11 protein-coding genes are annotated in these 12350 nt (G+C 42.5%); 1 reads left to right on the forward strand and 10 read right to left on the reverse strand.

Annotated features, from left to right (window positions below; genetic code table 11):
* The first annotated feature begins 1 nt into the window (after position 1).
* On the forward strand, positions 2-1009 hold the full coding sequence (locus tag GC098_RS24515) for a BadF/BadG/BcrA/BcrD ATPase family protein (RefSeq protein WP_171645839.1): 1008 nt from the start codon (positions 2-4) through the stop codon (positions 1007-1009).
* 232 nt (positions 1010-1241) lie between these two features.
* On the opposite strand, the gene GC098_RS24520 is transcribed toward GC098_RS24515, so the two are convergent.
* From GC098_RS24520 to GC098_RS24565, 10 genes are all read right to left on the reverse strand, one after another.
* Positions 1242-2519: an ATP-binding protein gene (locus tag GC098_RS24520; protein WP_171645840.1), complete on the reverse strand. Its 1278-nt coding sequence runs from the start codon at positions 2517-2519 to the stop codon at positions 1242-1244.
* Positions 2520-2597: 78 nt separating this feature from the next.
* Positions 2598-3317, reverse strand: coding sequence for a ThuA domain-containing protein (locus tag GC098_RS24525; protein ID WP_171645841.1), 720 nt, complete (start codon positions 3315-3317; stop codon positions 2598-2600).
* Positions 3318-3350: 33 nt separating this feature from the next.
* A complete protein-coding gene (locus GC098_RS24530; RefSeq protein WP_171645842.1) occupies positions 3351-4409 on the reverse strand; it encodes a Gfo/Idh/MocA family protein in 1059 nt (352 codons plus the stop codon).
* 32 nt (positions 4410-4441) lie between these two features.
* Complete coding sequence (locus GC098_RS24535; RefSeq protein WP_171645843.1) at positions 4442-5470, reverse strand: LacI family DNA-binding transcriptional regulator; 1029 nt, start codon at positions 5468-5470, stop codon at positions 4442-4444.
* A 34-nt stretch (positions 5471-5504) separates the two neighbouring features.
* The gene (locus tag GC098_RS24540) at positions 5505-6059 is read right to left on the reverse strand and encodes an HAD family hydrolase (protein WP_171645844.1); all 555 of its coding nucleotides are present in this window, start codon (positions 6057-6059) and stop codon (positions 5505-5507) included.
* A complete protein-coding gene (locus tag GC098_RS24545; protein WP_171645845.1) occupies positions 6052-7068 on the reverse strand; it encodes an ABC transporter ATP-binding protein in 1017 nt (338 codons plus the stop codon). Before GC098_RS24545 ends, GC098_RS24540 begins: the two co-directional genes overlap by 8 nt.
* 2 nt (positions 7069-7070) lie before the next feature.
* The gene (locus tag GC098_RS24550; RefSeq protein WP_171645846.1) at positions 7071-8114 is read right to left on the reverse strand and encodes an ABC transporter ATP-binding protein; all 1044 of its coding nucleotides are present in this window, start codon (positions 8112-8114) and stop codon (positions 7071-7073) included.
* Positions 8115-8143: 29 nt separating this feature from the next.
* On the reverse strand, positions 8144-9250 hold the full coding sequence (locus GC098_RS24555; RefSeq protein ID WP_312880320.1) for an ABC transporter permease: 1107 nt from the start codon (positions 9248-9250) through the stop codon (positions 8144-8146).
* Between the two features lie 42 nt (positions 9251-9292).
* Positions 9293-10291, reverse strand: a complete 999-nt coding sequence (locus GC098_RS24560) for an ABC transporter permease (protein WP_171645848.1) — start codon at positions 10289-10291, stop codon at positions 9293-9295.
* Positions 10292-10379: 88 nt separating this feature from the next.
* Positions 10380-12344, reverse strand: a complete 1965-nt coding sequence (locus GC098_RS24565) for an ABC transporter substrate-binding protein (protein WP_246358912.1) — start codon at positions 12342-12344, stop codon at positions 10380-10382.
* Positions 12345-12350: the final 6 nt, after the last annotated feature.

The following is a 12350-nucleotide window of genomic DNA, read 5'->3' on the forward strand; positions in this document are numbered from 1 at the left end:
CATGAATGATAAAAAGTACATTATCGGTGTCGACGGCGGAAATAGTAAAACGGACTACTTTCTATTCGATATCCTGGGGAACTTTGTAGACCATATTCATACAGGTACATGCAGTCATGAACAGTTCCACGACGCGTACCTGAGCTCATTCCGAATCATGAATGAAAATATTCAGCATTTGCTGACGCGCAATCAGTTAACCATGGATCATATTGCAGCCGGTGCTTTCGGATTAGCTGGTGCAGACATTCCATCCCAAAAGGAAAATTTATGCAAAGTCATCGAGCGTATCGGCTTTACTCACTATGCCATGGACAACGACTCATTCTTGGGTGTTAAAGCTGGCAGTGAAAAGGGCTTCGGCATTTGCTCCATTAATGGCTCGGGCTCCTCTACGGGAGGGATTTCTCCAAGTGGAAAGCGCCTTCAAGTAGGCGGTGTTGGCAGTGAGCTATCTGGGGATGAAGCTGGAGGGTTCTTTTTAGCCAGAAAAGTACTTCGGGCTGTATATGACTTTTTCTACCGCATGGGGCCGGAAACTGGAATGACTGAACCCGTCATGAAGCTGCTGCAAATACCCAGTAAAGAATTGTTCATTGAATACACCTTGAACGGCATACAAAAGCGAACAAGTCCCACCACCAAGCTGGTGCAAATCCTGTTCTCCGCGGCAGATAACGGGGATTCCGTAGCTCTGAATATTATAGATAACACGGCCAAACAACTGGCCTACTCCACGGTTGGCTGTATGCACAATCTGGATTTCGACCATGAAGTCGATATCATTCTGGCAGGCTCAGTTTGGGTCAAAGCTGAAAGTCCTTTGCTGCTCCAAAACTTCAAAAATCATATTTCAAACTTGACCAATCACAGCTGCAATTACATCCTTCTACAAGTCCCACCTGCAACTGGCGCAGTCCTATGGGCACTGGAACTTGCCTATGGACATCCAGTGAATTTAGATACTCGTCTGAAAGTGATTGAGGCCGTAGAACAACATGAGACTTAATAGTGAAAAAGTATCGCTATAGTAACTAGCATATGCTAAGGGAACGACGAAAGCGCTATTTGGACGAAAAACGCCCAAAATCACGAGGAAGAGGAACGACGATGCGTTATATCGCGGTTTTTAGCCTCCGGATCGTTCCAATTGGACAAATAGCGCTGTCTCGTTCCTCTTATTCGATTTCAAACACAGAATTTCAAGAAATAAAGGATCTACGTTCCGCGCCCTTCGTACCTCATAAAGCCTCCAACAACCGTTGCCGATCATTCGATCCCATGGCTAAATGAATAAGGTGAGCCACCAATTTTTTCTGTTCTGGATTTAATCGTGCAAACACTCTTGGTTCTAGTTGACACATTTCCCTGATCACAGATTCCAGCTCTTCTTTTCTGTTATTGTCCTCAGGTTCGTCTTTAAAAGTAGGAAATGCCTTGGATTCCGCAAAGTCTTCAATAACATGATCTGCTAATAATCCCAAGTAGGGCTTCCTTTTTTGCTTAATAAACGTGTTGATTTCTTCAAGTAAAAATTGAAAGGCCTCGCTTCTTCTGCTTGCTCCAAAAGATAATTCCAGTTGTCCACCGTTGTCTTCACTATCAAAATCAAAATGATCAAATCCTTGACTTTGAATATAAACGCTATGATAGAAGGAATCACCTTTATTATTAAAAGTTGTCGGCTGCTTATGCTTCTCCGCTAAATTCGAATCGATAAAGTAAAGCTTGGAATATTCATGATTGATTCGGTCATTCCAACGAACATATTTGATTTGAAACTCCGTTTGTGTATGCTCATGAACGATTTTAAAACTTTCTTTTTCGGCTATAACGCACGAATAGTCTAAGGATACGCCATCCAATCTAACATCGAAATGTTTTTCAGAATGAAGTTCTAGGAACCATCCAAATTCCTTACATAAAAAAGTCAACAAATCCTCATATACAAAGTCTTTTATGATATTATGAAAAGTTACAGTCGTCCCTGAATCTTCATCTGTTAGTATGTTATTCGTAGCTTCATAAGTATCCAAATTTTTCGAATGAATACGAATGATATACATATTTTTAAGAAGGCCGTCTACATATGTCGTTTTCCATGTTGCATCTGATGCAAAGTGGTGGAAGGTTAATCGACCGATTCCATTCTTTCCATGCATGGCAGAAGTCGTTCTGGCTCGCTTTTCAGGATCAACTTGCTTCTCTGATTCAAAAAATGGCGTAAACTTCCGATCTAATTCTCTCCTATCTATGCCATAACCATTATCAGCAATGACAATTTGATCTATGCCGCCTAGAACATTCTTATGAAGTTTAACATCTACAACAGTAGCTTGAGCATCGAATCCATTCCAAATATATTCAGAGATTGCTTGCAAATAATCAAACTTACGAAGAGTTTTTTCGATACCTTTTGAGGATATTTCTATTTTGCTTTTGCCCAAAATGATCAACCCCTTCAATGAATAATGAATTACTCCAATATCTACAAATCTATCATATTCCAAATCTTTCATTCCGTATGTCGATCCATGCTTGCCTGATGCAAATCTTTTTCGACAAAAAAAACGACACCTCAAAGGTGTCGCTTTACATCACTTTTTAATTTCTTCCAGTGGAGAATGATGTCCGTAAAACGTTTTTTCTCTTATAACCGGGGCTGTCCATTTAACCGCATTGGCGATCACGCGCTGAACATCTTTGTTGTGATAGGTAGGATAAGTCTCATGTCCTGGACGGAAATAGAAAATTCGGCCTTGACCGCGACGGTAAGTGCAGCCGCTGCGGAACACCTCGCCCCCCTCAAACCAACTGACGAAGATTAATTCATCAGGCACGGGAATATCAAAATGCTCTCCGTACATCTCCTCTTCCGCCAAATCGATAAAGGGACCAATTCCTTCTACGATTGGGTGTGATGGATCAACAACCCAAAGCCGCTCCTTCTCGTCCGCTTCTCTCCAAAGCAGATCGCAGGATGTCCCCATTAGCTTGCGGAACATCTTGGAATGATGGCCTGAATGCAGGACGACCAGCCCCATCCCCTTATGTACACGGTCACAAATACGATCGACGACATCATCCTGAAAGCCCTTGTGATCGACGTGACCCCAATAAATGAGAACATCGGTAGCATCCAGCTTTTCTTGGGTTAGTCCGTGCTCAGGCTCATTAAAGGTTGCAAAGCTAATATCAAATCCATCCTGCCTGATACCATCAGCAATGGCTCCATGCATCCCTTTGGGATATATCCGGGCTACCTCCTCTTTTCTTTGCTCTTGCAGAAATTCATTCCATATCGTTACTTTAATCATACAACTCGCTCCTTTTTGAATAAATGAATGCAGTTATATGGTTCTCGTCACTCCGTCTTTTGCTGAATCTATGATCGCTTGCAGCACTTGTTGATTACGGTATCCGTCTATGATTGTAGGGAGTAATGGAGAGTTAGCCTGCTCCAAATAATCCACAAAATCCTGCAGCATGGGCTTCATCGTTTTCTCGTCCAAGTGAATGACTTTTTCTGTTAGCTCCAGCTTTTCGCCTTCTCTAACCGTCAAATGAACTTCATTCGGTTGTTCGACCGAAATCCTGACGGTGCCTAGATCGCCAAACAACGTAACCTGAAATTGATTTTTCGTTCCAATGGCATTTTTATGGGTATAAAAGGTGCCCATGACCCCGCCTTCAAGCACACACTGGAAACCGGTAAAGTCATCCACGTCTACTTTAACGAGCTGATTTGTCCGCGGATCCGTTCGGTGATCGATAAACGTGCTCATCATACCGGCTACTTGCGTAAATTCTCCTACAAAAAAGCGTGCCGCATCCACCATATGAGAGCCTATATCCGCTAATATACCTGACCCTGCCATCTCTTTATTAAACCGCCAGGTGTACTCCTTGTTAAACATTGGCGCGTTTTCCTCTTGCAAGTAGTGAGCGGCAATATGCCGAATACGCCCTAGAGTCCCTTGTTCTACAAGCTGCTTAACGTATTGAAAGCAAGGTCTGTAGCGGTAGGAAAATCCAATCATGCAGGGGATCGGATTTTTTTCATACAAGCGTAATAATTCATCTGCTTCTTCCATCGTTCGTGTGAAAGGTTTTTCAGAAAATATCGGTTTACCGCATTCTATCGCATATTTTAAGATGTCATAATGGAATTTATTCGAGACACCGGATATGATAAAGTCAACATCGGTATCAGCTATAATCGCTTTATAATCGCAATAGCGCTTCTCAGCCGATAAGTTTAATCGATCACCGACCTCTTGAACCGCCTTTGTATTCACATCACAAATGGCTGCAACTCTCGTATTCGCAATTCTCGAAAGATGGTTCATATGATAATCGCCAATTCCTCCAAGGCCAATGATGCCTACGTTCCATATGTCTTTGTTCATCCTGCTGCCCTCCCGATATTGTCTTCAACTACTTATCCAATCGTCAGACAAGAATTTCTTTCTATAATTTTGCTTTCAATAATCATATTTTCCGAGAAATCCCCTTGCAGAACGCCTAATTGGTGCATTAACAATCGGACAGACTGAGCCCCTAATTCCGAAGGCTGCAAATCCATGCTCGTCAAAGACGGGTTCGATTGAACCATCATAGAGAGATCTCCGCATATGACAAATAGAGATACATCTTCTGGTACCCTGAGATTCAGATCCTTGAGTGCATTAAGGACACTGAATGCCGTGCGGTCGTCATCTGCAATAATCGCGGTCACTTTCTTCTTCTGGTTACCAAGGATTTCAATTGTCTCTGCATAGCCATAGTCCATGTATTCACTAGTATTTAGGGCAGGCTTATGATGAATCATGTGATCTTCCACATCAAGCTGATGATCTTTCATCGCCTTGATAAAGCCAGCTTTTCTATCGATGGACACGGTCATAAGCTCATTTGCATTTAAAAACATAATGTCTTTATGACCCTTGTCGATCAAATACTTGCATATGCTGTCAATAATCTTGTGATTGTCGTTATCCACGCTGAAAGATTTATGAATATTGGTATTCATGACTCTGCCGACAGTAACAAAGGGGATTTGTTCACCATGCATGAGGTTGATACGGTCATCATCGGTCGTTGGGCTCATCACAACAGCACCATCAATCGGATAACTCGACAGGAATGGTGTTTTCACCTTTTGCACAGGAATCATATCAAGCAGAACCCTGTATCCATAAAAGGAAGCCTCCAAAATAACGCCATTGATGAACTGTGTATGAAATGCGCTAAAAAAGAAGCTGCCATGCGGGATTGTCAATCCGATCGCCATGGTTTTCTTCGTAGCCAAGCTTCGCGCAATATGATTAGGCACATAATTTAATTGTCTGGAGACCGTCATGACTCTCTCTTTTACTTCGTCGCTTGTAGGTCTTTTTTGGCTAAAAACATTCGACACTGTCCCTTTTGAGACTTTCGCTAATTTTGCTACTTCATCAATTTTAGCCATATATATTCAAACATCCCTTCAGAAAACCATCCATTTATCCTAATTCTTCATTGAGTTTTTCTACTAAGTCAATTAATTCCAGCGGATGGTTGATCGTATAATCAGGTATTTCACTTTCGTCTGCGTGCAACTTCGGGTATCTAGGAGTCCAGCTCAAGAAGATACTCGTAATTCCCATTGCATTAGCCCCTTTAACATCGCGGCTTAGGTTGTTGCCCACCATGACAATACGGGAGCAATCCTGCTCGCTGAGATCCAACGCTCCAATCGCGGCTTTAAACATACGAGGACTTGGTTTAGAAGCTTTAATAGTCTCTGAATAAATCATCGTGGTAAAATAATCATACAATCCATTTTGCGTTAAAATATTTTTGAACGATTGCGCCCTACCGTCGGCTACGATGGCCAGTATATATCCGCGTTCGGCAAGCGTCTTCACCATAATATCGGCCCCTGGAATCACATTCGCCCTAATGACAATATCATGATCATCTCTAATTTCAGTTCCTTCATCAATGATCGTATCTCCGCAGTCCAGAAAAACGATAAGCTTCTTAGCATTAGGATCAATCGTTGTCGTATCACTCATGTATTACACCTCTTAAGTTTAATTGATTCGCATAGTGGCAGGCAGCATAATGATTTTCGCCGACGGCTTGCAGCTCCGGTTCTTCCTGTATACATTTATCAGTCTTATACGTACACCTTGGATGAAAGTGACATCCGCTTGGAGGATTAGCTGGATTAGGAACTTCTCCTTCGAGAATAATTCGATCCTTCTTATAATTCGGGTCTGGCTCAGGTACAGCCGACAATAGCGCCTCTGTATAGGGATGCTTGGGATGATCAAATAACGAATCCACCGGCGCCAATTCTACTATTTTCCCTAAGTGCATAACCGCTACTCTGTCGGAGATGTTTTGAACGATGGATAAATCATGAGAGATGAAAATATAAGTGATCTGCAGCTGCTCTTGCAGGTCCTTCAGCAGATTAATGATTTGTGCTTTAATGGACACGTCTAACGCCGAAACAGCTTCATCACATACGATTAGTCTCGGTTGAGAAATAAGTGATCTCGCAATAGCGATACGTTGTCTTTGCCCTCCGGAAAAGGCATGAGGATATCGTTTGAGATAACTGACATTTAATCCGGTCTTCTCTGCGATTTGGGTAACTTTGTCATCTAATTGTGATTTCGTCAGTTTAAAGTTAGCGAGCAGCGGCTCAGCAATAATATCGTATACGCTCATTCTAGGACTCAGTGATGAATAGGGATCCTGAAAAATCATCTGAATATCTTTTCTATATTTCTTGAATTCTTTGCCTCGCAGCCCTAAAAAATCAACTTGCTTTTCACCTTCAGGTTGATACATCACTTGCCCTGAAGTGGCATCCATCCCTCTCACAATACAGCGGCCTAACGTCGTTTTTCCACAGCCTGATTCGCCGACAATGCTTAATGTCTCCCCTTCCAATAGCTCAAAAGAGACGTTGTTTAAAACACGAATGGATGAAGGCTTTCTAAACAGCTTATTCTTGGATTTCACTTGAAAATCCTTATTTAGATTATTTACTTTCAGTATAGGTTTAGACATCCTTATTCTCCTTCGCCTTCATCCTTATAAAGAAAACATCTAACCATATGGCTATCGGATACTCGAGTTTTCGGCACGGCCTGTTTATTGCATACACCTTCAATCCTATCCTTACAACGATCATAAAAGCCGCACATTGGAGGCATATTGAATGCCATCGGAACTGTTCCTTCAATCGATTCTAGACGTGTATGTCTATTTCCGCCTAATCTTGGCATCGATTTAAGCAGACCTTTCGTATACGGGTGTTTAGGATTATTGAAAATTTCTTCTACTGTCGATTGCTCAACAATTTTCCCTAGATACATGACAGCCACTTCGTCGCACATTTCTGCAATGATCCCAAGATCATGAGTCACCAGCAGAATGGCCATGCCAAATTCCTGTTGGAGTCCCTTCATAAGCTCTAACACTTGCGCTTGAATGGTTACATCCAGTGCAGTCGTGGGCTCATCGGCAATTAACAGTTCCGGATTGCAGGACAAAGCCATGGAGATCATCGCACGCTGGCGCATACCGCCGGAAAACTCATGCGGAAATTGGTCAAACCGCTTCTCTTGATCGGAAATCCCAACTTTACTGAGCATTTCTAGCGCTATCTTCTTGGCCTCTTTTTTATTTTTGGTGCGGTGGATCAAAATGGACTCCATGATCTGATTCCCGATCGTATACATCGGTGAAAATGCCGTCATGGGTTCTTGAAATATCATAGCAATTTTGCGACCGCGAATCGATCGAATTTGTTTGCCTCGCGAATCTAGAGATAATAAATCCAAATCGTTTAGCGACTTTTCAGAGGTGGAGTGATAAACAATCTTCCCTGAGGTTTCACATTCTTTGGGATTAATACTGATGATAGCTCGACTGGTCAGACTCTTTCCACAGCCGGATTCGCCAACAAGGCCCAATGTTTTACCCTTTTTTATTTCAAAATCAACGCCATCAACCGCTTTCATTTCGCCATTATCCATTTGAATTCGAATTTTGAGGTCTTGAACGGATAGCAGGGGTTGTTCGGATTGTGAAACAGAAGCTTGAGATGTCATAATATCTCCTCGCCTTACGCTAATATGGATTATTTCTTGTATGGATCGGCAGCATCGCGCAATCCGTCTCCAAGAAAGTTAAAAGTTAATACGGTAACGATGACAAATCCTAAAGGGATTAGCTTCCATGGATACAAAGCGACATTCTCGATCTGTTGAGCTTCCTGAAGCAGAACACCCCAGCTGGTAGCAGGAGAGCGTATACCAAGTCCAAGAAAGCTCATGGCTGTCTCTCCGAGAATCATGCCGGGTATGGCTAATGTCGTTGCCACAACCAAGTAGCTGATAAAACCAGGCAAAAGATGTTTAATAATGATTTTAGCATCGCTTACGCCGGCTATTTTGGCTGCTAGCACATATTCTTCATTTTTCAACGAAATAAACTTTCCTCTTGCTACCCTAGCCAGTTCCGTCCAACCAATAAAGGCGAAGATAATGACAATATAGATATACATCGTTACTACGGGCACACGCGGTGGTATGGCAGCCGATAGTGCCATCCATAGTGGAAGCGTCGGAAATGAACGAATAATTTCAATGAAACGCTGAATGACCGAATCAATCCAACCTCCGAAATAACCCGATACACCCCCGATAAACAAACCTAAGACAAAGCTGATCGTTACACCAATGAGAGGGATACTTAATGAAATCTGACTTCCCATCACAATACGCGATAATAAGTCTCTGCCCATCCCGTCCGTACCGAATATAAATACACGACCAGGTTGATCTACGCCAAATAGATGTCTATTCGTTGGAATCAAGCCAAGGAATTTATAGCTTTCACCTTTGACTAAAAAGCGGATCGAATGGCGAACCTTCTCATCCGGAACGAAGACTTTACGAAGGGTAACCGGGTCTCTGGCTGACTTTAGGTCATATACAAACGGTCTAAATTGAAACTTTCCCTCGGCATCTATGAAGCTCACTTTAGCTGGAGGCGCATTCACATATTTACTGTCGTAGCTCTCCAACCCGTAAGGCGCTATAAACTGAGCAAAGATGGCGGCTATGTAGAACAAGGATAGAATCACTAAGCTGATACGGGCTAATTTATGCTTCTTTAACCTGTGATACATAAGACGCCATTGTGAACTGTAATAGACATCGCTGTTTTTTTGTGGTTTGATCACGTTTAATTTCTGTTTCCCTGCTATCGGAATTGTTTTCATAGGTTATGTACCTCTGAACTCTGTGCGAATTTTTGGATCGAGCCATGCCAATAAAATATCCGAAATCAATGTCCCTATAACCGTTAACACAGCCATAAACAATAACCAGGTGCCTGCCAAATACATATCCTGGGCTAATAATGCGTTATACATAACGGGACCTTGAATGGGTAAATTCAATACGATTGCCGTAATCGTTGAACCTGTAAAAATGGAGGTTAGCGACCATCCAATGGTACTAACGATCGGGTTCATGGCAGCGCGCGTCGGATATTTAAGCAATATTTTTGTTTCCGATAAGCCCTTTGATCTTGCGGTTACCACATTCGGCTTATTCAATTCGTCCAGCATTTGACCTCTCATGACTCGAATCAGCTCTGCCGTGTTCGCCAAACCAATTACAAGAACAGGGATAATCATATGCTTCAGCAAATCAAGAACCTTGTCCATCGACCATCCTGCATTGACGAATTCATTCGAAAATAGCCCTAGCAGGGGATCGCCAAAATATACATAAGAGAGGTACATTAAAATAATAGCCATTAAGAAGTGAGGGGTAGCCATGCCAAGGAAACCTATGGCTGAAAAAATATAATCCCCAATCGAATATTGTCTTACCGCACAGTAAATACCGATTGGGATCGCCACCGCATAGGTAAAGGCCATCGTTACCAAAGAGACGATGATCGTTAACCCCATGTACTGCGCTATGACATCCATAACAGGCCTGTTATAGCTGAACGAATACCCGAAATCGAAATTAAAAACAATATTTTTCATCCACGCCAGGTATTGCATAAACCATGGTTGATCCAATCTTAAGCTTGCTCTCATTTCATCCATATCTTGCTGCGTCATGACATCGCCTGCCACAGACATCTTAGCCGCATAAGTCGATACATAGTCTCCGGGCGGCAGTTGAATGATATAGAAGACGATCATGGAAATAAAAATAACGACGGGTATTACCAATATGATTCTTCTTACAATATATTGGAGCATCTCTATTCAATCCTCTCCGCTTCATTCGAAGATGCTGATGAAGACAATAAGGGGAAGCTAAGCTCCCCCTATTAATTACAGGTTTAACTTACGGTTTGATATAAAATTGCGATGGATGACCATGCCCTAAGCTGCGGAATTCATCCGAGAAAACCAAATCCTTCGGTATGTTACCCATTTTATTTGAAGCGACAACCAGCGTTGGAGTTGGACCGGCATAACCAATAATCCATTGATTCTTTTGATGAAGCTTAATGATCTCATTACTCCATTTATTGATTTCCTCTTTACTTGTAGATGATTTCACTTTGTTCCAGTAGTCCAGAATTAAGGCGACATCACCTTCTGGTTTGACGCCTTCTTTGCCATTGGATGAAGTAAACAATCCGTAATGTCCGAACCATGGGGTCAGCACTCTCAGAGGAACAAGCGTGTCAGGTCGGAAGGCTACATTGACTAACGAAATGTTTTCAGTGGTCGCTGGGATCTTATTCGAGTACTTGAGTTCCTGCTGAGTTCCTGCATCCACAACCTTAACGTCCATCTTAATCCCGACGGCTTGATAATACTTTTTAACTAATTCTAGAAAAGTTGCCGTGTTCGTGCTGCCTTCAATAACCGTTATCGTTAAATCCGAGCCGTCTGCATTCAAACGGAAATTATTTTTATCCCGTTTCGTCAAACCTAACTCATCCAATAATTGATTGGCACGATTCACATCGAATTTGCTCCACTGGTCCGACCAGCCTTTTTGGAAACCAACTAAGCCCTCCGGAACCGATGCTTGCACAGGAGCACCTAAACCATTTGTAACGATCTCGGAAATTTCTTTACGATCAACTGCAACAGACAGTGCTTCTCTAAATCGAATATCCTGAAACAGCTTGCGCAGGTTAGGGTCTGGCGTGGTCTGATTGAGTTGAATGCCAGCACTTGACCAAGTTGGCGTGGTCCAAGGCATCACCCGGAACCCTGCTTTCTTCTCATTTTCTTTCAATACGGTGAAATCTTTAAAATCAAAGGTAAGAAGATTATAATCTCCCGCTAGTGAACCAAGAACTCTTTGAGCGGGGTCTTGAACTTTGGTAGCGACAATGCGGTCCATATAGGGTAGTTGGTTGCCTTCGCTATCCACTTTCCAATAGTAGGGATTGCGTTCCATAATAAATTGATCACTATTCGGATCGTTTTTAGCGACCCAAGCTCTTAAAGTCGGGATTTGTGGGTTTACCCAATAATAATAGCCCGTTGCTACCAAGAAAGACTTAACATCCTCAAAGCCCCATTTTTTAGCAATCTCAAGTGCTTTATCTTGGCCTACAAATTCAGGCAGTATCGTTTTTTGGAAATGTGCCGGTGCAAAGAACCATTTGTTGTCAATGGCAACGCGCTCCAGGAACAGCACACTTGGATACTTATGTACAACTTTAAAGCTGTAATCATCAATTTTCGTAATTTTAGCTAACGCTTTTTCCCCGGTCACAGGATCGACGGAGTAATAAGCGTCATATATTTTTTTGCCGAAGGTTTCTTTCGTTAGCATGTGCTCCCAGTAGAACAGGACATCATCGGCTGTGAATGGCATTCCGTCTGACCACTTCATGCCCTTCCTTAAATAAATGGTGAATTCGGTTGAATCTTTATTCACGTCAAAACCTTTGGCCACATTTGGTTCAACAGCGCTTCCATCCTTGTTAAAACGGAAAAGTGCCTCCTCTGTCGGTTGACCGACTGCCCAACGATCATTAGGTCCAGACCAGGGCATTTTCCAGTCGCCGCCGTATTTGCCGATCTCTTCAGTTACTTTTTCCACCATGATATCTTCCTTAACCGGCATACGTTCAATCACAGGTTTCAACGTGCCTGCACCGACGAGCTTAGTTAACATCGGAGCCTCTTTGAAGCCGTCAGCCTTCACTGGTGCAGATGCAACAGGAGCTTTCGTTGCCTGAACGGCTGAACTTGGCTTTGGATCACCCTCACTCTCACATGCTGCAAAAACAACGGCAAAGATCAACATCATCCCTACAAAAAACAACTTATTCTTGTTCAAACCTAT

This window comes from Paenibacillus phytorum (assembly GCF_013141715.1).
GTDB classification, from domain to species: domain Bacteria; phylum Bacillota; class Bacilli; order Paenibacillales; family NBRC-103111; genus Paenibacillus_E; species Paenibacillus_E phytorum.